Origin of the sequence: Stappia sp. MMSF_3263, from assembly GCF_030733745.1 — a bacterium.
GTDB lineage: Bacteria > Pseudomonadota > Alphaproteobacteria > Rhizobiales > Stappiaceae > Stappia.
Genome location: NZ_JASHIK010000002.1, coordinates 234,447 through 255,350 on the forward strand (window position 1 = coordinate 234,447; position 20,904 = coordinate 255,350).

At 64.9% G+C, this 20,904-nt stretch carries 21 protein-coding genes and 1 tRNA gene; 13 read left to right on the top strand and 9 right to left on the bottom strand.

Going from position 1 to position 20,904, the window contains the following annotated elements; all coding sequences use genetic code 11:
• Nucleotides 1-100: 100 nt before the first annotated feature.
• From RBB46_RS03920 to RBB46_RS03975, 12 genes are all read left to right on the top strand, one after another.
• A complete protein-coding gene (locus tag RBB46_RS03920; RefSeq protein WP_306027575.1) occupies nucleotides 101-658 on the top strand; it encodes a polysaccharide biosynthesis/export family protein in 558 nt (185 codons plus the stop codon).
• 135 nt (nucleotides 659-793) lie between these two features.
• On the top strand, nucleotides 794-2,032 hold the full coding sequence (locus tag RBB46_RS03925; protein ID WP_306027576.1) for a glycosyltransferase: 1,239 nt from the start codon (nucleotides 794-796) through the stop codon (nucleotides 2,030-2,032).
• 15 nt (nucleotides 2,033-2,047) lie between these two features.
• Entirely contained in the window at nucleotides 2,048-3,586 is a 1,539-nt protein-coding gene (locus RBB46_RS03930; RefSeq protein WP_306027577.1) for an undecaprenyl-phosphate glucose phosphotransferase, read from the top strand.
• Nucleotides 3,583-4,890, top strand: coding sequence for an O-antigen ligase (locus tag RBB46_RS03935; RefSeq protein ID WP_306027578.1), 1,308 nt, complete (start codon nucleotides 3,583-3,585; stop codon nucleotides 4,888-4,890). Before RBB46_RS03930 ends, RBB46_RS03935 begins: the two co-directional genes overlap by 4 nt.
• Nucleotides 4,891-4,952: 62 nt before the next feature.
• A tRNA-Pro gene (locus RBB46_RS03940) sits at nucleotides 4,953-5,029 on the top strand.
• A 164-nt stretch (nucleotides 5,030-5,193) separates the two neighbouring features.
• A complete protein-coding gene (locus RBB46_RS03945) occupies nucleotides 5,194-5,931 on the top strand; it encodes a DUF930 domain-containing protein (protein WP_306027579.1) in 738 nt (245 codons plus the stop codon).
• 97 nt (nucleotides 5,932-6,028) lie between these two features.
• Nucleotides 6,029-6,319, top strand: a complete 291-nt coding sequence (locus tag RBB46_RS03950) for a ribbon-helix-helix domain-containing protein (protein WP_306027580.1) — start codon at nucleotides 6,029-6,031, stop codon at nucleotides 6,317-6,319.
• A 179-nt stretch (nucleotides 6,320-6,498) separates the two neighbouring features.
• Nucleotides 6,499-6,894 (top strand): VOC family protein, encoded by a 396-nt coding sequence (locus tag RBB46_RS03955; RefSeq protein WP_306027581.1) that lies wholly within the window; start codon nucleotides 6,499-6,501, stop codon nucleotides 6,892-6,894.
• Between the two features lie 137 nt (nucleotides 6,895-7,031).
• Nucleotides 7,032-7,559: a Twin-arginine translocation pathway signal gene (locus tag RBB46_RS03960; protein ID WP_306027582.1), complete on the top strand. Its 528-nt coding sequence runs from the start codon at nucleotides 7,032-7,034 to the stop codon at nucleotides 7,557-7,559.
• A 13-nt stretch (nucleotides 7,560-7,572) separates the two neighbouring features.
• Nucleotides 7,573-9,144, top strand: coding sequence for a GMC family oxidoreductase (locus RBB46_RS03965; RefSeq protein ID WP_306027583.1), 1,572 nt, complete (start codon nucleotides 7,573-7,575; stop codon nucleotides 9,142-9,144).
• 217 nt (nucleotides 9,145-9,361) lie between these two features.
• Nucleotides 9,362-10,615, top strand: a complete 1,254-nt coding sequence (locus RBB46_RS03970; protein WP_306027584.1) for a sorbosone dehydrogenase family protein — start codon at nucleotides 9,362-9,364, stop codon at nucleotides 10,613-10,615.
• 11 nt (nucleotides 10,616-10,626) lie between these two features.
• A complete protein-coding gene (locus RBB46_RS03975; protein WP_306027585.1) occupies nucleotides 10,627-11,214 on the top strand; it encodes a cytochrome c in 588 nt (195 codons plus the stop codon).
• 12 nt (nucleotides 11,215-11,226) lie between these two features.
• Here RBB46_RS03975 and RBB46_RS03980 read toward each other — a convergent pair whose 3' ends face one another.
• The 6 genes from RBB46_RS03980 to RBB46_RS04005 form a co-directional block, all read right to left on the bottom strand.
• Nucleotides 11,227-11,919, bottom strand: a complete 693-nt coding sequence (locus RBB46_RS03980) for a MerR family transcriptional regulator (protein ID WP_306027724.1) — start codon at nucleotides 11,917-11,919, stop codon at nucleotides 11,227-11,229.
• A 24-nt stretch (nucleotides 11,920-11,943) separates the two neighbouring features.
• Nucleotides 11,944-12,264 (bottom strand): integration host factor subunit alpha, encoded by a 321-nt coding sequence (locus RBB46_RS03985; protein ID WP_306027586.1) that lies wholly within the window; start codon nucleotides 12,262-12,264, stop codon nucleotides 11,944-11,946.
• A 166-nt stretch (nucleotides 12,265-12,430) separates the two neighbouring features.
• The gene (locus RBB46_RS03990; protein WP_306027587.1) at nucleotides 12,431-13,408 is read right to left on the bottom strand and encodes a beta-ketoacyl-ACP synthase III; all 978 of its coding nucleotides are present in this window, start codon (nucleotides 13,406-13,408) and stop codon (nucleotides 12,431-12,433) included.
• Nucleotides 13,405-14,466, bottom strand: coding sequence for a phosphate acyltransferase PlsX (gene plsX / locus RBB46_RS03995; RefSeq protein ID WP_306027588.1), 1,062 nt, complete (start codon nucleotides 14,464-14,466; stop codon nucleotides 13,405-13,407). Before plsX ends, RBB46_RS03990 begins: the two co-directional genes overlap by 4 nt.
• A gap of 333 nt (nucleotides 14,467-14,799) precedes the next feature.
• Nucleotides 14,800-15,357 carry a DUF177 domain-containing protein gene (locus RBB46_RS04000; RefSeq protein WP_306027589.1) on the bottom strand — a complete coding sequence of 186 codons (558 nt, stop codon included), beginning with the start codon at nucleotides 15,355-15,357 and terminating at the stop codon, nucleotides 14,800-14,802.
• A 23-nt stretch (nucleotides 15,358-15,380) separates the two neighbouring features.
• A complete protein-coding gene (locus RBB46_RS04005; RefSeq protein WP_306027590.1) occupies nucleotides 15,381-15,917 on the bottom strand; it encodes a ubiquinol-cytochrome C chaperone family protein in 537 nt (178 codons plus the stop codon).
• 194 nt (nucleotides 15,918-16,111) lie between these two features.
• On the opposite strand from RBB46_RS04005, the gene RBB46_RS04010 reads away from it, so the two are divergent.
• Nucleotides 16,112-16,549, top strand: coding sequence for an outer membrane protein assembly factor BamE (locus RBB46_RS04010; protein WP_306027591.1), 438 nt, complete (start codon nucleotides 16,112-16,114; stop codon nucleotides 16,547-16,549).
• Nucleotides 16,550-16,659: 110 nt separating this feature from the next.
• Here the strand turns inward: RBB46_RS04010 and RBB46_RS04015 are convergent, their stop codons facing one another.
• The 3 genes from RBB46_RS04015 to nusB all read right to left on the bottom strand — a co-directional run bounded on the left by RBB46_RS04015 (nucleotide 16,660) and on the right by nusB (nucleotide 20,901).
• On the bottom strand, nucleotides 16,660-18,795 hold the full coding sequence (locus RBB46_RS04015) for a sodium-translocating pyrophosphatase (protein WP_306027592.1): 2,136 nt from the start codon (nucleotides 18,793-18,795) through the stop codon (nucleotides 16,660-16,662).
• 159 nt (nucleotides 18,796-18,954) lie between these two features.
• Entirely contained in the window at nucleotides 18,955-20,193 is a 1,239-nt protein-coding gene (locus RBB46_RS04020; protein WP_306027593.1) for an MFS transporter, read from the bottom strand.
• Nucleotides 20,194-20,337: 144 nt separating this feature from the next.
• The gene (gene nusB, locus RBB46_RS04025; protein ID WP_306027594.1) at nucleotides 20,338-20,901 is read right to left on the bottom strand and encodes a transcription antitermination factor NusB; all 564 of its coding nucleotides are present in this window, start codon (nucleotides 20,899-20,901) and stop codon (nucleotides 20,338-20,340) included.
• Nucleotides 20,902-20,904: the final 3 nt, after the last annotated feature.

Genomic DNA, 20,904 nt, shown 5'->3' on the forward strand with positions numbered 1-20,904 from the left:
CAGCCGGGCCGGATTGCCCTCCTGAAACAATGATCGCCGGATTCACCGCAAGTTAACCACGTTGCGGAAAAGAATGGCGCAGTCGTTTCAGGAGATCGGAATGTTCACGCGCCTCATCGTCGCCCTCTGCCTGGCCTTCGCGGTCTCCGCCTGCAGCGGCTACCGGCAGCCGCCGACCGCGTTCCACGATATCCTGACCAAGCCCTACAGGCTTGATTCCAGCGACGTCCTTCGGGTCATCGTGTTCGGACAGACGGACCTCAACAACACCTATACGGTCGATCAGGCCGGTTATATCGCAATGCCGCTGATCGGCAGCGTTGCGGCCCGCGGCCTGACCCTTCGCGAGCTTGAGGCGACCATCACAAACCGCTTGAAAAACGGGTACTTGCGCGATCCGGACGTCTCCGTCGAAGTGGCCACCTACCGCCCTGTCTTCGTCATGGGCGAGGTCGCCAATGCCGGCCAGTACCCGTATGTGGCCGGCATGACCGCACAGAACGCGATCGCAACGGCCGGCGGCTTCTCGCCGCGCGCCAAACAGACGGCCGTCGATATCACCCGTCAGATCAACGGCGAGATCATCAGCGGCCGTGTGCCGATCACCGATCCGGTCCGTCCTGGCGACACGATCTATGTGCGCGAGCGCTTCTTCTGACCGCGCGACTCACTCGTTCTGCCTGCCAGTGGCGAGAGTTAACCTGAGACTCATCCCTGCCTGCTAACGTTTCTCCATGCCTGATCCGGAAAATAATCCGGGCATGCAGACGCGTTGAACCAGGGAGTTCTTCAGATGACCGCCGCGCCCTTGCGCATCATTCATATCGTCCGCGCTCCGATCGGTGGCATTTTCCGCCATATCTCGGATCTGGCGATCGCCCAGACCCGGGCCGGCCATCAGGTTGGCGTCGTTTGCGACGCTTCGACCGGCGGCCCGTTCGAGGATGCGGCCATTGCCCGCCTCGCCCCGCAACTCGCCCTCGGCATCGCGCGTTTCCCGATGCGGCGCCAGGTCACCCCGGGTGACCTGAAAGCCGCAGGCAGCCTCTACCGGCACATTCGCGACCTCAAGCCCGATGTCCTCCACGGTCATGGCGCCAAGGGCGGCGTCTTCGCCCGGGCCATCGGCACGGTGCTGCGCATGCGTGGCCGCAAGGTGACGCGCATCTATTGCCCGCATGGCGGCAGCCTTCACTATGACGCCTCGAAGATCGAGGGGAAGGTCTATTTCGCGCTTGAGCGCCTCCAGCAGCGCTTCACCGACGGGCTCGTCTTCGTGTCAGACTACGAGTACTCGGCCTATGAATCGAAGGTCGCACCTCCCCGAATCGCCGCGCGCGTCGTCTATAACGGGCTGATGCCGGAGGAGTTTTCCGCGGTCCAACCGCAGGACGATGCCGTCGATTTCCTCTTCATCGGCATGTTGCGCGATCTGAAGGGCCCCGATCTCTTCATCGAGGCGCTGTCGCGCATGAAGACGGTCTTCGGCCTCACCCCGCGGGCCCATATCGTTGGCGAGGGCGACGATCGCCCGCGCTATGAGGCCATGGTCCGCGACCACGGGCTTGAGGAACAGGTGACGTTCCTGGGCCCCCTTCCCGCCCGCGAGGCCTTTGGCCGCACGCATTGCGTGGTGGTGCCCTCGCGCGCCGAGGCCATGCCATACATCGTCCTGGAGACCGTGGCCGCGAATGTGCCGCTGATCGCGACCCGGGTTGGCGGAATTCCCGAGATTTTCGGCCGCTACGCGGACAAGCTGGTGACGCCGGGCAATGCCGAGGACCTTGCCTCCGCCATGGCAACCGCCTACAGCGACCGCGAGGCCATGCGCCGGCGGGCCGAAGGCCAGCGCAAGTGCCTGTCCGAGACTTTCAATGTCGACCTGATGAACGATCGCATCACCTCGCTCTATCTCGAGACGCGCGGTCACAAGCGTTCCGACAAGGCGGGCCGCTCGAGCGACGCACCGTCGCTTGTCGGCGGCAGGGTTCTGGCCAAGACCGAGGCGAGTTCGCCCCGCGGTCGGGAATAGGGGGACCGAGCCGTGATGACACGCAATCACGCAGACCGACTGCGCGATGCCCTTCCCGCCGAGAAAGCGGCGGGCGCCGAAGGCGCCGCGGAAAACCCGCATGGCAGCAAGCTGTCCCCGCAGGCGCTGCAGATCGCCAGCCGGCTGCAGAAATCCGTGATCTCGCCGATCGTCCTGGCCGGCACCGTCCGTCTTGCCGATCTGGCGATCGTCGCCGCCTTCGGTTTCGCGTCGCTCAACTCCGGCGGCGTTCCCCTGACATCCTCGACCACGCTGCTGCCGGTTGCGACCGCACTGATCCTTTCGGCAGCGTTCTTCCAGGCATCGGACTGCTACCAGATCCCGGTGATGCGCAACATCGTCGCCCAGGGCGCCCGGATCACGATCGCCTGGACGCTGGTCTTCGTCACCCTGTTCATGGCCAAGACCTTCGGCAATGTCATGCGCGGCTTCGAGAGCGACCTGCTGATCATCTGGTACGGATTCGGCATGGCGACGCTGCTGACCGTCCGCCTGATCGTCTCCACCTTCGTGCGTCACTGGACCCGCGATGGCCGCCTGGAGCGCCGCGCGGTCATCGTCGGCGGTGGCCAGGCGGCAGCCGACTTCATTCATGAAATCGAGCGCCAGCCGAACAACGACATCCGCATCTGCGGGCTGTTCGACGATAGAAAGGGCGACCGTTCGCCCGATATCGTCGCGGGCTATCCCAAGCTGGGAACGGTGTCGGACCTGGTCGAATTCGCCCGCATCGCGCGCATCGACATGCTGATCGTGACTATCCCGCTGCGCGCCGAGAAGCGCCTGCTGGAGTTCCTCAAGACGCTCTGGGTGCTGCCGGTGGACATTCGCCTGTCGGCCCATACCGACAAGCTGAGCTTCCGCGACCGGGCATCGTCCTTCATCGGCACCGTACCGATCGTCGATGTCGTCCTCAAGCCGATGGCGGACTGGGATTCCATCGCCAAGCGCGGTTTCGACCTGGTCGTCGCCAGCATGCTGATCGTGCTGCTGACCCCGGTGATGCTCGCCACGGCGCTGGCCATCCGGCTCGACAGCAAGGGGCCGGTGCTGTTCCGCCAGAAGCGCTACGGCTTCAACAACGAGGTCATCGACGTCCTCAAGTTCCGCTCCATGTATCACGAGATGGCGGACCCGACGGCGAAGAAGGTCGTCACCCGCAATGACCCGCGCGTGACCCGCGTCGGACGCTTCATCCGTCGTTCGTCGATCGACGAGTTGCCGCAGCTCTTCAACGTGCTGCGCGGCGAGCTGTCGCTGGTCGGCCCTCGCCCGCATGCCGTCAATGCCCATACCAACGAGAAGCTGTGGGACGAGGTCGTCGACGGCTATTTCGCCCGCCACAAGGTGAAACCGGGTGTAACCGGCTGGGCGCAGATCAATGGCTGGCGGGGCGAGGTCGATACCCAGGAGAAGATCCAGAAGCGCGTCGAATACGATGTCTACTACATCGAGAACTGGTCGATCCTCTTCGATATCCGGATCCTCATCCAGACCCCCTTCGCGCTGCTGAAGACGGAGAACGCCTATTGAGCGCGAGTGTCCCGTACGGATCGAACGCCGGCGCACCCGCGCCGGCGAAGGTGCGCGCGGGGCTTCGCCTTGACGGGCGCATCATCGGCACGGTGGCGCTTTGGGCCGTCGTCTTCCTCGGCGGCTTCGTCCTGCGCGAGCCTGCTCCCTACGAACTGGCGATGGTCGTCGTTCTCTCCGGCTGGCTGCTCAGCGCACCGCGCCTGTCTCCGGCGCTGGCGCCGCTTCTGCTCGTCGTCGTGCTGTTCATCTGCGGCGGACTTCTTGCGACGCTGATGTCCGACGATTTCGGCGAGGCGATCATGTACATCGCCGTCACCGGTTTCCTGGCGCTGACCAGCGTCTTCTTCGCCGCCGTGACCTCGGCCGACCCCTCCCGCCTCAGGACGGTTGCCAACGCCTATCTGGCGAGCGCGCTGATCGTCGCCCTGCTCGGTATCGGCGGCTATTTCGGCGCCCTGCCCGGCAGCCTGTTCACGCTTTACGGCCGGGCCAAGGGAACGTTCCAGGACCCGAACGTCTTCGGCCCCTTTCTCGTGTTGCCCTGGACAGTGATGCTGCACGCGGTGCTGACCCGCCCGCTGTCCCGCACCCTCCTGCCGGTCGCGGCGCTTGCTGTGCTGAGCTTCGCCATCCTGCTCAGCTTCTCGCGCGCCGCGTGGGGGCTTGCCGCCTTTTCCGGGCTGGGCGTCTATCTGCTGATCTTCATCGTCACGCGCGATGCGCGTGCCCGCGCCCGCCTTCTCGGCTTCGGGCTGGCCGGCGTCGTCGCACTCGTCGCGATGGTCGTCATCGCGCTCTCGGTCGATTCCATTTCCGGCATGCTTCTGCAGCGCGCCAAGCTGGTGCAGGACTACGACACGGCGCGGCTCGGCCGTTTTGCCCGCTACGCGCTCGGCTTCCAGATGGTTCTCGACAACCCGTTTGGCCTGGGTCCGCTGCAGTTCCGCAACTTCTTCCCCGAGGATGAGCACAACACCTACCTGAAGGCCTTCACCACCTATGGCTGGCTCGGCGGCGTCGCCTATCTGGCGCTGGTCGGGTTTACGGCAACGCGCCTTTTCCCGCTCGTCTTCCAGCCACGCCCGTGGCAGTGGGCGGCGCAATGCGTCTTCGTCGTGCTGCTCGGCCACATGCTGATGTCCGTGGTCATCGACACCGATCGCTGGCGTCATCTTTATCTTCTGTACGGCCTCGCCTGGGGGCTGATCGCCTGCGAATACGGCTGGCGGGCGCGGGCCGCCGCGTCGATGCGCGCAGGCTGTACACAGGCTCGTGCAGACACGCCGGACGCACGCCCTTAAGCGCTTGCACGCCGGTTGCGAAGCGGATAGGAAGAACGGGCTTCGCGGAAACGCTGGGCAGTCGGGCAGTAGCGCAGCCTGGTAGCGCACTTCACTGGGGGTGAAGGGGTCGTCGGTTCAAATCCGGCCTGCCCGACCATTTATCTCGAAAATCTCCGTCATAAGAGCAACATGTCACGGCGTTTTTTTCGCCCGTGGCATGCGTTCGCCGGAATTCCGGCTCATTTGCGCGGCAGGGAGTGGTGGCGGCGAATGCCGCTGCCCTGTCCCGCCTTTCAAGCTCCGACGAACGGTCGCTCCCAGATGCGGCGAAGCCTTGCGATTTCGATTGCCCTGCATGTCGCGGCCTTCGCCCTGCTGCAATACCTGCCGGACGCGCCCGAGCCCCACGTTCCCCGCGCGGGCCAGTCGATAGATGTGGTTCTGGTGCCGCGACGCCTTCGCACCGTGCCGCCGGCCTCTCCCACGCCGGCGCGCCCGCAACAGAGAGCCGAGGTCCGGCCACGCGACCTCGAAGCACCTCCCGCGGAAGACCCGGCCGTGCAAGCGCCTGTCCGTGAGCGGCGGGAGAATTTCCGCTCACCAATCGCCAAGGACACCGCGCGCCTGACGCCGTCGCCCGCGCCAAAGCGCAAGAAAGCGCCGGAACTTGTTGAGGCGACCACGCTCTACACCGCACATGCGCTCGCCTCGCGGTTGGGAAAGGCGACCCTTGCCGACCTGGACCTGACCGATCCGCAGGAACGCATCATCCAGCTTTGCAATTACGAAGCCATCGAGCAGGTGCGCCGGGAGCATCCGAAGCTGCGGGCGGACTTCGCCCTTGCGGAAGCTCGCAGTGCACCTACCCTTTCCGGCCTCTCGGTCACTGCGCAGGGCGCTGCCATACAGGGCGGAGGGCGCTGGTACGACCTGTCGTTCCGCTGCGAGGTCGCTGCCGATCTTGCCGGTGTTGCCGCTTTCGCCTTCGCTCTCGGCGATGCGATTTCCGCCCCCGAGCGCGAACGGCTCGACCTTCCAGCAGAGACCCCAGTCGACTGAAAGACCTGCGCACTTGTGCCGAGGGCGGACGGCGCTACCATGTGTTCCGCGGACGCAACATCGACAAGAACGCATCCGCGACGCGGGAGGAACGCGCATGTGCCATATCTTTGCCGGTCAGGACCCCAATGACTACGAGCCGGAGACACGCCGCCTGCGGTTGAACGGGCAGAGCACCAGCATCCGTCTTGAACGCTCTTTCTGGGAAATCGTCGACGATATCGCCGCCTCTGAAGGCATCAGCACGCCGGCCTTCATTTCCAAGCTGCATTCCGAGGTGCTCGAGCTGCGCGGCGAGACACGCAACTTCACCTCGCTGCTGCGCTGCGCCTGCCTGGTCCGCCTGCGCCAGACACTCCCGCAGCTGCATCTTGAAGCTGCCGAGTAAAAATCCGGCTGTAGTACAAACATACTACCCGAGGCGACATACTCCCGGGCATTCTCGTGCCATCGGAAGATCAACATGATCCTGGCGAACTTCATCGACTGATGAGGAAACAAGCTCAGGACGGTTGAAACTTGCTCCCACCTTGACGTGGCGAGGCGAGGCAATCCGGGAGGAGACAAGTGGCAAAATGTATACACGCGATGCTTCGCGTGATCGATGAGACTCGGTCTGTCGCATTCTATCGGACCGCCTTCGCACTCGACATTGCCGAGCGGCTCGAGTTCGATGATTTCATCCTTCTCTATCTCAGAAACGACGAGGCGGACTTCGAGGTCGAGCTGACGGTCAACAAGGGCCGTGTCGAACCCTACGACCTGGGGGACGGCTACGGGCACCTGGCCGTCTGCGTCGACGACCTGGATGGCGAGCACGCCCGTTTCGCGGCCGCCGGTTTCGCCCCGCGCAAGATCGTCGAATTCAACCGCGACGGCACGCTGCTCGCGCGCTTCTTCTTCGTTCAGGATCCGGACGGCTACCAGATCGAGGTGCTGCAGCGCCACGGCCGCTACCGCTGACCGGAGCGGGTGGGCGTTCGGCCGGGTTCTGGCGACTGTCCACAGCAGGTTCGCATTCATGATCCTGGAGCAGCCCATTCGCGTCGGGCACGGCGCGGGTCGCTCCAGGCGGACATCGTTTCGGGAGGGAGGACACAATGACCGAAACAAAGCATCACAACCGGGCGCTCACCCGGCGACAGTTGCTGGCCCGCAGCGCGGTGCTGAGCGCCGCCTTCGTCACCGGACCGGGCTTTCTCGCCGGTTCCGGCGCAGCCTGGGCAATGGAGGTTGCCCATCTCAAGCCGCAGACCATGGCGACGCTCGTCCAGATGGCACGCGACATCTATCCGCATGACCATGTCGGAGACGCGTTCTACGCGGCCGCGGTGAAGCCCTACGACAGCGCTGACAAGGCGGCGATGGTGGAGGCCGGCATCGCCGCGCTCGATGCCGCGGCCCGTGGCAAGGGGCATGCCGGTTATCTCGCCATCGGCTGGGAACGCGACCGGGTCGACCTGTTGCGCGCCATGGAGGACGGCGCCTTCTTCCAGGCCGTGCGCGGGGGGCTCGTCACCGGGCTGTACAACCAGAAGGCCGTCTGGCCGCTCTTTGGATACGAAGGCGAGAGCTATTCCAAGGGCGGCTATATCGACCGCGGTTTCGACGACATCAACTGGATCTGAGGGAGGCGCTGTCATGGCTGCACCATTCGACCTGAACGACGACAGCGTCGTCGTCATCATCGGCACCGGCGCGGGCGGCGGGGTTCTCGCCAATGAACTGGCGCAGAAGGGCGTCAGCGTGGTCGCGCTCGAGGCCGGCGGACGCTACCTGCCCGACGACTACATCAATGACGAGTGGGAGAGTTTCGGCCAGCTCGCCTGGCTCGATCCCCGCTCGACATCGGGCGACTGGCGCGTGGCGAAGGATTTTTCGGGGCTGCCCACCTGGATCGTCAAGGCGGTGGGCGGAACCACCACCCACTGGGCCGGCGCCTCGCTGCGCTTCCAGGCGCACGAATTCAAGGCGAAGACGACCTATGGCAACGTGCAGGGCGCGAACCTGCTCGACTGGCCGATCGACCTTGCCGAGATGGAACCCTGGTACGAGAAGGCGGAGGACAAGCTCGGGGTGACGCGCACCGGCGACCGTGCCGGCCTGCCCGGCAACAACAACTTCAAGGTGCTGGAGGCCGGTGCCCGCAAGCTCGGCTACAAGGAGGTCCATACCGGTCGCATGGCGATCAACTCGGCGGAGAATGACGGGCGCTATGCCTGTCAGCAGACCGGCTTCTGCTTCCAGGGCTGCAAGTGGGGCGCCAAGTGGTCCGCCGCCTACACGGACATCCCCCGCGGCGAGGCGACGGGCAATCTGGAAGTCCGCGACAGGGCCCATGTTCTGAAGATCGAGCACGACGCCTCCGGCAAGGCGAGCGGTGTCCTTTATGCCGACAAGGACGGCAACCAGCACCTGCAGAAGGCCCGGGTGGTATGCATCGCCGGCAATTCCATCGAGAGCCCGCGCCTGCTGCTCAACTCGGCCTCCAGCATGTTCCCCGACGGGCTTGCCAATTCCTCCGGACAGGTGGGACGCAACTACATGCGCCACATGACCGGGTCGGTCTATGCCGTCTTCGACAAGCCGGTGCGCATGTGGCGCGGCACCACGATGGCCGGCATCGTCCAGGACGAGGCCCGGCACGATCCCTCGCGCGGCTTCGTCGGCGGCTACGAACTGGAGACGCTGGCGCTCGGCCTGCCCTTCATGGCCGCGTTCCTCGATCCGGGCGGCTGGGGGCGCGAGTTCACCACGGCACTCGATTCCTACGAGAACATGGCCGGCCTGTGGATCGTCGGCGAGGACATGCCGCAGGAAACCAACCGCATCACCCTCAATCACGAACTGAAGGACCAGTACGGGCTGCCGGCGCCGAACGTTCATTTCTCCGACCATCCCAACGACACCGCCATGCGGGCGCATGCCTACAAGCAAGGCATGGCGATCTACGAGGCGGTCGGGGCGACCCGCACGTTCCCGACGCCGCCCTACCCCTCCACCCACAACCTGGGCACCAACCGGATGTCGGAGAACCCCAGGGACGGCGTGGTGAACCGCTGGGGCCGCACGCATGACGTGCCGAACCTCTATGTCTCCGACGGTAGCCAGTTCACCACGGGCGCGGCCGAGAACCCGACGCTGACCATCGTGGCTCTCGCCATCCGGCAGGCGGACCATATCGCTTCGGAGCTGGCGAGCGGCACCCTTTAGGCGAGTGCCGGGCGGAGGCGTGCAGCACCCGCCCGGCACGACCGTGACTTGTGCTATTTGTCATATGTATGATTTGATATCGCTTGCAAACCTTGCCCTCCCGCGCATCCGATCGTCCCCTGAAAGGACAAGCGGGCGGGCCTTTCGATTGCCCAATCGGGACGCAGATCCCGAAGACACAGCCGCAACCGCGGCACATATCACCCCGGAGGAAACGATGAAGACAGTTCTGCTTGCAAGTGCCAGCCTGCTGATGGCCACGGCCCTGGCCTCGGCTCAGGCGCCCGTTCCGGACAATCTGGAAAAGCTCTCCAACTTCCAGAGCACCGGAACGACTGAATTCACCTATGTCGAACAGGACGGCGACTACGCCGCAGGCATCCGGGAAACCCTGAAAGGGATCAAGCTGCCGGACGGGTTCAGGATCGAACTCTATGCGGTCGTTCCCGACGCCCGCCACATGGCTGTCGGCCCGCAGGGCATCGTCACCTTTGTCGGCACTCGCAAGGACAAGGTCTGGGCGGTCACCGATCGCAACAAGGACCGCGTCGCCGACGAGGTCAAGGACTTCGCGCCCTCGCTCAAGTTCGCCATTCCAAACGGTCCGTGCTTCTCGAAGGACGGCTTCCTCTACATCGCCGAACAGAACCGGGTGCTGGTCTATCCGGCCGCGGAGTTCTTCTATGAAAGCCCCGATGTCGCCGCCTTCAATGTGGTGAAGCAGGGCGAGCTCGTGCCGCCGGCGGACGAGAGCTACAACCACACCGCCCGGGTCTGCAGGATCGGCCCGGACGGAAAGCTGTACATCTCGCTCGGCCAGCCGTTCAACGTCGCGCCGGCCGACAAGCTTGAGCACTACAAGGAGCATGGCATCGGCGGCATGATCCGCCTGAACACCGACGGAACGGGCCGCGAGGTCTACACCTACGGCATCCGCAACTCCGTCGGTCACGACTTCCATCCCGAGACCGGCGAGCTCTGGTTCACCGACAACCAGGTGGACGGCATGGGTGATGACATACCGCCGGGCGAGATCAACCGCCAGACGGCGGCCGGACAGCATTTCGGCCACCCCTGGTATGGCGGCGGCGACGTGCGGACCAACGAATATGCGGGCGAGGAAGTGCCTGTCGACGTTGTCATGCCGGCGGTGGAGACCGTGGCCCATGCGGCCGATCTCGGCATGAGCTTCTACACGGGCAAGCAGTTCCCGGCGAAGTACAAGAACGCCATCTTCTCCGCTCAGCACGGGTCCTGGAACCGCACCACGCCGGTTGGCGCACGCGTCATGGTGACCTTTGTCGACGAAGAGGGCAAAGCCACGACCGAGCCTTTCGCGGAGGGCTGGATCGACGAGAATGACGAGTATCTGGGCCGTCCGGTCGATGTTGCCCAGTTGCGCGACGGCTCGATCCTCGTGTCCGACGATCTTGCGGGCGCGATCTACCGCATCTCCTACGAGGGCAATTGATGCGCAAAGGCATGATCAGGGGTCTGGGCGGGGTTCTCCTCGCCCAGATCGCATTCGCGGCCCTGCCCGCCAGCGCGCAGGAGCCTGAAGGAGATCCGCAGGCCGGGCGCAAGCTTGCCGGCATGTGCCGGACCTGCCATGGCATCGAGGGGCTTGCCCGCATTCCCATCGCCCCGCATATCGGCGGCGAGCCGGCCGGCTACCTCGCCCGGCAGCTACAGGCGTTTCGCGACGGGACCCGCACGCACGAGATGATGAGCGTGGTGGCGAAATCGCTCGACGACGCAGCGATCGCCAACCTCGCCGCCTGGTATGCCTCGCAAAAGGCGGAAGCGGTGCTCGCGGACGGCGTCTCGGCGCAGGATGCTCCGGCGGAATGCAGTGCCTGCCACGGAGAGGCGGGAATGGGGCAGATGGAGGACGTGCCGAACCTTGCGGGAGAAAGCCCGATCTATATCGACACGCAGCTCAAGGCGTTTCGTCTCGGCAAGCGCGAGCACGAGGTGATGTCGGCGATCGCGGCCGATCTCAGCGACGAGGAGATGCGGCGCTTCGCCGACTGGTACGCAGCCGTGAAACTGACAATCGAAAAGCCATAGCAGGAAGCAGGATCAGCGCGCCTGGTCTAGGATGCGCTTGCACTCGAGAAGCTCGAAAAGCGTCGCCTGGAGACGGCGGATATCGTCTTTCGACAGGTTTCCGGCAGGACCGCCCTCGACCCGGTCGCCCAACAGCCGCTCCATCAGGCGCAGGCCGGCACGGGCCTGCGGCGTGTCGGGCGCCTGCGCGCCTTCCGCGATGATGCCGCGCGGCACGGGCTCGCCGTCGTCGTCTTCTGCAACCTCGGCAACCTGATGCGCCACCGACCGGTTCGCCTCGGCATCGGCCGAACGGCCCTTCTGAGGGCCCGCGGCAACGGACTGGCCGCCACGCGCACCCTGCCCGGCCGAGCGTTCCCGGGCATCGCCGCCCGTGTCGGCGGCGGCCGCCTGCGCTGCGAGCGCGGCAAGCGCCACCCCGTCCTCGCGCCAGACCTGCATGACGAAGCGCGGTCCCTGCTCCTTGAGGATCCGTTGAACGCCCTTGATCGTATAGCCTTCGCCATAGAGGAGATGACGGATGCCGCGCAACAGGTCGATGTCGTCGGGGCGGTAATAGCGACGACCGCCGCCGCGTTTCAGCGGCCGGATCTGGGAGAAACGGGTTTCCCAGAACCGCAGCACGTGCTGCGGCAGGTCGAGGTCATCGGCGACCTCGCTGATCGTGCGGAAGGCATCAGGGCTTTTGTCGACCGTCGCTGAAATGGCGCTTCATCGTCCGGCGGCGGATCAGTCTCCGCTCTCGGACGCTCCCATCATGGTCTCGTTGATACGCTTCTTCAGCACGTTCGACGGCTTGAACACCATCACGCGGCGCGGAAGAATGGGGACTTCCTCGCCGGTCTTGGGGTTGCGACCGATGCGTTCCCCCTTGGAACGAACGACGAAAGATCCGAACGATGAGAGCTTGACGGATTCGCCGGAGACAAGACAGTCGGCAATCTCGGACAAGACCTTTTCGACGAGTTCCGACGATTCCGACCGGGAAAGGCCAACTTTCTGATACACGGCCTCGCAGAGATCGGCCCGAGTAATTGTCCTGCCGCCCATAGTCCCTCCTTGGCCAGACACGCGATCCGGCGGTGTCAGGGATGTTTTTGTTAGGCCCATGAGAGCCCGCAAACCCGACCGATAGCCTATTGTCTTGCGTACTGGTGGTCAACCACGCCGGTCAACGTTGGATTGAAAAACCCACACTCGTCAAGACTTTGCGTATTTACCAGCGCAACAGAGTTGCCCCCCACGTGAATCCGCCGCCCATCGCCTCGAGCATGACAAGGTCTCCTCGCGCAACGCGGCCGTCACGCACCGCCCGGTCGAGCGCAAGCGGAATCGACGCTGCGGAAGTATTGCCATGATCTTCAAGCGTGATGACGACCTTGGCGGGATCGATGCCGAGCTTCTTTGCGCTTGCATCGATGATCCGCCGGTTGGCCTGATGCGGGATGAACCAGTCGAGCGCGTTCGCGTCGGTGCCCGTTGCCTCGAAGGCAGCCTCGACGACATCGGTGACCATCGACACCGCATGGCGGAAGACTTCCTTGCCCTGCATGCGCAGGTGGCCGACCGTCCCGGTAGAGGACGGGCCGCCATCGACATAGAGCTTGTCCTTGTGGGAGCCGTCGGAGCGCAGGTGCGAGGTCAGCACGCCGCGATCGGCCGTCGTCCCCTCGCCGTCCGCCGCTTCCAGAACGACAGCGCCGGCACCGTCGCCGAACAACACGCAGGTGGTGCGGTCTTCCCAGTCGAGGATGCGCGAGAAGGTCTCGGCGCCGATCACCAGGGCGCGCCTGGCCATGCCGGTGCGCAGATAGGCGTCCGCCGTTGCCACCGCGTAGACGAAACCGGAACATACGGCATGCACGTCGAAGGCGAAGCCGCTGGTCAGGCCGAGCTTGTTCTGCACGGTCACGGCGGTGGCGGGGAAGGTATTGTCCGGGGTTGCCGTCGCCAGGATGATCAGGTCGATGTCGCCAGCGTCCACTCCCGAGGCCTCGAGCGCCTTGCGGGCCGCAGCTACGGCCAGATCCGAGGTCAGCTCGCCTTCGGCCGCGATATGACGGGCGCGGATGCCCGTACGCTGGACGATCCACTCGTCCGAGGTGTCAACCATCTGCGCCAGATCTTCGTTGGTTAGCCGGCGCTCCGGAAGATAGCTGCCGGTTCCCAGAACGATGGATCGCTTAACTGTCACTGATCACCTTCCGATCCGTCACGCGGCGCGAAGCGACCGCGATGGAAATGCTTCAAGTCCTGAGAAATCTTGTTCATCAGGTCGTTGCGGGCCATGTCGTAGGCAAGCTCGACGGCCGAGGCGAAGCCTTCCGCGTCGGTGCCGCCATGGCTCTTGATGACAATCCCGTTGAGGCCAAGGAAGACGCCGCCATTGACCTTGCGCGGGTCCATCTTCTCGCGCAGCCGGTCGAACGCGTCCTTGGCCAGAAGATAGCCCAGACGCGCCCGCCAGGTCCGGTTCATCGCGGAGCGCAGATATCCGCCGATCTGCCGAGCGGTGCCTTCCGCCGTCTTCAGCGCGATGTTGCCGGCGAAACCCTCCGTCACGACCACGTCGACGGCACCCTTGCCAAGGTCGTCGCCCTCGACGAACCCGGCATAGGTCAGGGAGCGCAGGTTCGCCTCGCGCAGCAGCCGGCCGGCGGTGCGCACTTCCTCAAGGCCCTTGACCTCCTCGACGCCGATATTGAGAAGGCCGACGGTCGGGCGCTCGATGGAAAACAGGACGCGCGCCATGGCTCCGCCCAGAAGTGCGAAATCGATGAGCTGCTGTGCATCGGCGCCGATCGTCGCTCCCACGTCTAGGACGATCGACTCGCCGCGCATGGTCGGCCAGATCGCGGCGATCGCCGGGCGCTCGATATTGGCCATCGTGCGCAGGCAGAATTTCGACATGGCCATCAGGGCACCGGTGTTGCCGGCGGACACCGCAACATCCGCATGACCGGTCTTCACCGCCTCGATGGAGCGCCACATGCTGGATTTCCACCGGCCCTGGCGCAGCGCCTGACTCGGCTTGGCATCCATTGCGACCGAGACCTCGCAATGGTGCAGGGTCGAGGCCTCGCGCAGACGCGGATGCGCCTCCAGCAACGGCGCCACCACGTCGGTGTTGCCGTAGAGCGAAAAGGAGATGTCGGGGCGGCGTTCGAGCGCCAGCGCTGCGCCTGGAATGACGACTTCCGCGCCCTTGTCGCCACCCATCGCATCAAGCGAGATTCGTATCGTTTGAGCCATCGTCCGCGTCTTCTGGATCAACGCCCGCCTCCCGCTCCGCCTCACGTGCGGTGGCTGCGCCGATCGGCATTGCCATCCCGAAACGTCCGAACCGCCATGCGGATCGGACCGGCTTCACGCCGTCTTGTCGTTCTTCCCGGCTTTTCCGTCGTCCCGGCAAGCGCGGCACGGCGGAGTGCTGTTTTGACTGCCTAACGCTGTACGACCCGCATTGCGCGCTGTCGCCCGAGGCGTTGGGGAACATACCCGTTTACAACAGGGAAACAACAGCTTTCTGGCCATGCTGCAGGCCGGCGCGCAGCGTCTTCCCTTACGTTACATCGCGTTCGCGCTTCACTCGTCGCGCTTGCGCAGCTTGTCAAGAATGGCAAAGGGCGAGGGTTTCTTCCCGTCCTCCGGCGCGTCCTGCCCGTCTTCGCGATAGTCCTCGGGCAGTTCGGCGCCGGGAGCGCGCGGGAACGGGTCGAGCGCCAGAGCAAACTGCTCGCACAGGATGGCGCCAAGGTCGACCCGCCCGCCTTCCAGCTGGTCGGGCGGATCCTCGGCAAAGGCATCGACCTCGATCTCCCCGTCGTCGCTGCCGGAAAGCTCGGCCGCGTCCGGATCGAAGCGCATGGAAAAACTCTCGTCGATCTGCTGGTCGACCGGCGCCAGCGTGACGACGCAGGCCTGGACGGCATGCGCGACCAGCCAGCCCTCGACGGCGACCCCGACCTTGCGCCACCGGCGCAGCTCAAAGCGGGCCGAGACATCGCGGAGATCGACCAGCGAATAGGTCTCGATCATGCGCTGGATGTCATCGGGCCCCGGGGTGACCTCGACGACGACCGGGCGCTCGCCCACATGCAGGATGCCCTGCATGTAGCTGAACGGAAATGTATCAATGCTCATGATGCGGGCTCCGGGAAAGAGGGTCAGGCGGCGGCCGGCAGATCCGGCCAGCGCAGGCGACCGGCCATGATTTCGCCCGGTTCCTGTCCGGCAAGCAGGCCCGTCGCCTCGCGCAGATAGGCGGCGATCGCGCTCGCGGCAACCGGATTAGCCGCCTCGGCGAAGAGATTGCGGTCGACGACCTCGACGAGTTGCTGGCGGGTGTCGGAGGCCAGGGCCTCGGCGAGTGCTCCGGCCCGGCCATAGAAGGCTTCCGCCATCTTCTTCACCTTCTTGGGGACGCTCAGGTCGCCGACCCCCATCTCGCGCAGCGAGCCGTCCATATCGGCGAAAAACAGATCGAACAGCTCCTGCGAGAACGCGCTCACCGTCTCCCCCTCGCCCCGCAGCCGGTTCAGCACGAGGATCATATGCAGCATCAGCATCTCGAAACGACCGTCGATCGTGTCGGGAACCTGGAGCCGGCTGTAAAATCCGGATTGCCGCGCCTGCGCCACGATCGCAGTATAAGTGGCATGCACTTCCGGATGACGACGCCGGCGGAAGAGACCGAAAACCATTGGATGCCTCGCTTGGACGAAGGTTGCCAAGTGGCCTAGCGCAGGTTAGGGACTTTGCCAAGGATGCACGGACAGGGATGATGCTCCGGGCGGACGGTCTTCCTTGCCGGAAACCGTTTCGCCGCGAGCCCGTTTCCACCGGAGAATGCCTCGCGGCTGGAAATCGACGCCAGAAAGCAACAGGACACGCTTCAATGAAGACATGGATTCGCGGAGCAATCGTGGTCGGTGCGCTGGCCCTGCCGCTGGGTGGCTGTTTCACCACGACGCTGAACCACGGACACGTGATCCCCTCGGAACGGGTGCGCGACATCCAGGTCGGCTCCAGCCGCGAGCAGGTGGAACTGCTGCTCGGTTCCCCGTCGACCGTGTCGCGGCTGAATGGCGAAGCCTATTACTACATCTCGCAAACGACCGAGACGACCGCCTTCCTGAGCCCGGACGTGGTCGAGCGGCGCGTCGTGGCGATCTATTTCGACGAGGACGGCTTTGTCCGCGACACGGGCTATTACAGCCTGGAAGACGGCAAGGTCCTCGACGTGCTCACCCGCAAGACCCGCACCGGCGGCTCCGACTACGGTTTCCTGACGCAGATCCTGCGCGGCGCCAAGAACCCGAGCCTCGGCCTGTAAAGAGGAAGAATGCGCAGCGTCGGCGGCGCAGCTTCCTTGTACTTGCGAACGCAAAAGGCGCCCGCCGGATCCCGGCGGGCGCCTTTGTTTTCAGCCTGGCCTTGCGGCGATCAGCTGTGGGCGAGAACCGCCAGCAGCAGCAACGCGATGATATTGGTGATCTTGATCATCGGGTTGACCGCCGGACCGGCGGTGTCCTTGTACGGATCGCCAACCGTATCGCCGGTGACCGACGCCTTGTGCGCTTCCGAACCCTTCTCGTGCTTGACGCCGTCCTTGTCGACGAAGCCGTCCTCGAAGGATTTCTTGGCATTGTCCCAGGCACCGCCGCCCGCCGTCATCGAGATGGCGACGAACAGGCCCGTGACAATCACGCCGAGAAGCATGGCGCCGAGCGAGGCAAAGCCTTGCGACTTGCCGGCAATCGCCGTGATCACGAAGAAAATCACGATCGGCGAGAGCACCGGCATCAAGGAGGGCACGATCATCTCGCGGATCGCGGCCTTGGTCAGCATGTCGACCGCACGACCATAGTCGGGCTTCTCCGTGCCTTCCATGATCCCCGGCTTTTCCCGGAACTGGCGGCGGACTTCCTCCACCACCGCGCCGGCGGCGCGTCCGACCGCCGTCATCGAGATGCCGCCGAAGAGATAGGGCAGCAACCCGCCGAACAGCAGGCCGACGACGACATAGGGGTTGGAGAGCGAGAAATCGACGCTGACGCCATCGAAATAGCTGCCCGGCGCCGCGTTGGCCGCGAAGAACTTCAGGTCCTCCGTGTAGGCGGCGAAAAGCACCAGCGCGCCGAGGCCGGCCGATCCGATCGCATAGCCCTTGGTCACCGCCTTGGTGGTGTTGCCGACAGCGTCGAGCGCGTCGGTGGTGACGCGTACTTCCTTCGGCAGGCCGGCCATTTCGGCGATGCCGCCGGCATTGTCCGTGACCGGGCCGAACGCATCGAGCGCAACCACCATGCCGGCAAGCGCCAGCATCGTCGTCACGGCGATGGCGATACCGAAAAGACCCGCCAGATTGAAGGCACCAAGGATGCCGGCAATGATGACGATGGCCGGCAATGCGGTTGCTTCCAGCGAGATGGCCAGGCCCTGGATGACGTTGGTACCGTGGCCGGTGACCGAAGCCTGGGCGATGGAACGCACCGGGCGGTAGTCGGTCCCGGTGTAGTACTCCGTGACCCAGATGATCAGGCCGGTGACGACGAGACCCACAAGCCCGCAATAGAACAGGTGCCGGCCGGCGAAGGTCACACCGCCGCTCGTCGTGTACTCGGTGGAGAAGCCGAGCCAGAAGAACACGATGCCGAACAGCGCCACGGCGGACAATACGGCCGTTGCGATGAAGCCCTTGTAGAGCGCGCCCATGATCGAGTTGTTGGCACCAAGCTTGACGAAGAAGGTGCCAATGATCGAAGTGACGACGCAGGCGCCGCCGATGACGAGCGGCAGCAGCATCAGTTCAAGCGCCGCGGCGCCGGTGAAAAAGATCGAGGCCAGCACCATGGTGGCGACCACGGTCACGGCATAGGTCTCGAACAGGTCGGCGGCCATGCCGGCGCAGTCACCGACATTGTCGCCGACATTGTCGGCGATGGTGGCCGGATTGCGCGGATCGTCCTCGGGGATGCCCGCTTCCACCTTGCCGACGAGATCGCCGCCGACATCCGCACCCTTGGTGAAGATGCCGCCGCCCAGACGGGCGAAGATGGAAATCAGCGAAGCGCCGAAGCCGAGCGCCACGAGGGAGTCGATCACGGTTCGGCTCTGCGCCTCGTAGCCGAGCCCCCCGGTGAGGATCGCGTAATAGACGGCAACGCCGAGCAGCGCCAGACCGGCGACCAGGAGCCCGGTGACCGCGCCCGACTTGAAGGCGATCTCGAGCCCCGCCGCAAGCGACGTGCTGGCCGCCTGCGCCGTGCGGACGTTGGCGCGCACCGAGACAAGCATGCCGATATAGCCGGCGGCAGCGGACAGCACTGCGCCAATGGCGAAGCCGATGGCGACAAGCATGCCGAGCAGCCATGCCACCAGGGCGAAGATGACCACGCCGACGATCGCGATCGTCGTGTACTGCCGGTTGAGATAGGCCTGCGCGCCTTCCTGGATGGCACCGGCGATTTCCTGCATGCGGGCGTTGCCGGCATCCGCCGCCATGACCGACTGGATCGCCCATGCGCCATAGGCGACGGACAGGAGACCACAAAGGATTACAATTACAAGCTCGAGCATTCTTCCCCCCAATGAAGGACGCGAAAGGACCGTTGGTTCATTGTTATCCGGTCCCGTGGGGAAGAACGGTATCCGTCCTGCGCGTCCCGTCAAGGACGAGTTTCCACCCTTTCACGATGGCGCAAGGACGTCCCGCCGCAGCATGGCGGGCTTTCGCTGTCAGCCGATCGCGCGGCCCTTCTCAAATCTGACAAGCCAGACGATGAGGCCCAGACAGGCCAGCGTGAACGGGAAGACCAGCGTGTTGATCGTCGCCCACCCCTGATACTGCAACAGCGCGCCGGAAGAGAACGACGCGGCGGCAACGAAACCGAAAACCAGGAAGTCATTGACCGACTGGACGGTGTTGCGCTCGCTCGGCCGATAGACGTCCGTCAGCATTGCGGTCGCTCCGATGAAGCCAAAATTCCAGCCCAGCCCGAGCAGGATCAGGGCGATCCAGAAATGACCGACCTCGACGCCCGACAGTGCCACGACGGCACAGGCGGCGAGCAGAGAAAGACCAATAATGACAATACGTTCCTTGCCAAACCTGGCGATCAGGTGACCCGTGAAGAAGCTCGGCCCGAACATCGCCAGAACGTGCCACTGGATGGCATGGGCGGCGTCTGTCTGGGTCAGGCCGCAGGCGATCATGGCAAGCGGCGTCGCCGTCATCACCAGGCTCATCAGGGCATAGGAGGTTATGGCGCAAGCGGCGGCGACGATGAAGCGCGGCTGGGTCATGATCACCGCGAGCGGGCGACGCGATCCGTCGGCAACGGGGCCGCGCGGCGGGCGCGGGATCGAGACGAAGGCGACGATGCACAGACTGACAAGGGAGAGCGCCGCCTGGGCCACATAGGTTCCGGCGAACATCACCGGCTCGAACAGGTCGGCCGTGTTGATCACCGTCTGGGGGCCGACGATGCCGGCCGCCACGCCGCCGGCCAGGACGAAGGATATCGCCTTCGGCTTGAACGCCTCGCTCGCCGTGTCGGCGGCGGCGAATCGGTACTGGTGAGCGAAAGCGCTGACGATGCCGCTGCCCATGGTGCCGAGGCAGAAGAGCAGAAAGTTGGCCTCGAAGATCGCATGGGCGGACAAGAGCCCCGCGAGAATGCCCAGAGCGGCCGAGCCGACGAAGCCCGCACGGCGGCCGAAACGATGCATGATGGCGCCCGCCGGCAGTGCGCCGAAGGCCGTGCCGAGCACGAAGCAGGACACCGGCAGGGTCGCAAGCGACTTGTCGGCGCCAAGCAGGCTCGCCCCGACCAGCGAGGCGGACGCGATGACGATGGAGGCCGACGCACCGCCAAGGGCCTGCGCGCAGGCAAGAAGCACCGCGTTGCGGCGGGCGAGACCGTCATTGACGAGAGAAGCCGGCGGGGCCGACACGTTTGCGCCTTGGGCGGTCATCTGGATCTGTCCTGCGGGTCAGTCTGGCGGGATTCCGGCAGCGACCGGAACACGCACAGCCTAGTGCAGGCAACAGGCAAGGACAACGGTGACACGGCTATATGGGCCATAGCCGCGGGTCATACCCCATCGGAGCGCCCGTGCTCAGGCGCCCTCGCCGGGCTCCTCCCGTGCAGACGGCTCATCGACGACAGGCGGCTCGGACGACTTTGCCGGCGCATCGAATTCCGCTTCCCGGAACTCGCGGGCAAGCTTGTCGAGAACGCCGTTGACCATGCGCGGCTCGTCTTCCTCGTAGAATGCGCGGGCGACGTCGATGTATTCGCTGATGACCACGCGCCCTGGTACGTCCTTGCGGCGCATCAGTTCGAAGGCACCGGCACGCAGGATCGCCCGCAGCGTCGTGTCGATGCGTTTCAGCGGCCAGCCCGCGACGAGCGAGCGGTGAATGACCGGGTCGAGAATGCGCTGCTCGGCGACGACACCCTTGACGAGATCGCGGAACCAGGCCGGGTCGGCCTCTCGGTACTGCTCGCCGTCAAGCTCTGCGCCAAGACGAAAGGCCTCGAACTCGGCCAGCACGTCGGCCAGCGATGAACCGCCGACATCCATCTGGTAGAGCGCCTGGACGGCGGAAAGACGCGCCGCGCCCCGCTTGTTGGCGGGGCGGGCAGCAGGCTCCGTCCGGGCTTCGTTCTCGTCACTCATCTG

Coding starts and splice junctions, on each gene's coding strand:
- RBB46_RS03920 (WP_306027575.1), top strand. CDS start 101: ATGTTCACGCGCCTCATCGTCGCCCTCTGCCTGGCCTTCGCGGTCTCC.
- RBB46_RS03925 (WP_306027576.1), top strand. CDS start 794: ATGACCGCCGCGCCCTTGCGCATCATTCATATCGTCCGCGCTCCGATC.
- RBB46_RS03930 (WP_306027577.1), top strand. CDS start 2,048: ATGACACGCAATCACGCAGACCGACTGCGCGATGCCCTTCCCGCCGAG.
- RBB46_RS03945 (WP_306027579.1), top strand. CDS start 5,194: ATGCGGCGAAGCCTTGCGATTTCGATTGCCCTGCATGTCGCGGCCTTC.
- RBB46_RS03950 (WP_306027580.1), top strand. CDS start 6,029: ATGTGCCATATCTTTGCCGGTCAGGACCCCAATGACTACGAGCCGGAG.
- RBB46_RS03960 (WP_306027582.1), top strand. CDS start 7,032: ATGACCGAAACAAAGCATCACAACCGGGCGCTCACCCGGCGACAGTTG.
- RBB46_RS03965 (WP_306027583.1), top strand. CDS start 7,573: ATGGCTGCACCATTCGACCTGAACGACGACAGCGTCGTCGTCATCATC.
- RBB46_RS03970 (WP_306027584.1), top strand. CDS start 9,362: ATGAAGACAGTTCTGCTTGCAAGTGCCAGCCTGCTGATGGCCACGGCC.
- RBB46_RS03975 (WP_306027585.1), top strand. CDS start 10,627: ATGATCAGGGGTCTGGGCGGGGTTCTCCTCGCCCAGATCGCATTCGCG.
- RBB46_RS03985 (WP_306027586.1), bottom strand. CDS start 12,264: ATGGGCGGCAGGACAATTACTCGGGCCGATCTCTGCGAGGCCGTGTAT.
- plsX (WP_306027588.1), bottom strand. CDS start 14,466: ATGGCTCAAACGATACGAATCTCGCTTGATGCGATGGGTGGCGACAAG.
- RBB46_RS04000 (WP_306027589.1), bottom strand. CDS start 15,357: ATGAGCATTGATACATTTCCGTTCAGCTACATGCAGGGCATCCTGCAT.
- RBB46_RS04005 (WP_306027590.1), bottom strand. CDS start 15,917: ATGGTTTTCGGTCTCTTCCGCCGGCGTCGTCATCCGGAAGTGCATGCC.
- RBB46_RS04010 (WP_306027591.1), top strand. CDS start 16,112: ATGAAGACATGGATTCGCGGAGCAATCGTGGTCGGTGCGCTGGCCCTG.
- RBB46_RS04015 (WP_306027592.1), bottom strand. CDS start 18,795: ATGCTCGAGCTTGTAATTGTAATCCTTTGTGGTCTCCTGTCCGTCGCC.
- RBB46_RS04020 (WP_306027593.1), bottom strand. CDS start 20,193: ATGACCGCCCAAGGCGCAAACGTGTCGGCCCCGCCGGCTTCTCTCGTC.
- nusB (WP_306027594.1), bottom strand. CDS start 20,901: ATGAGTGACGAGAACGAAGCCCGGACGGAGCCTGCTGCCCGCCCCGCC.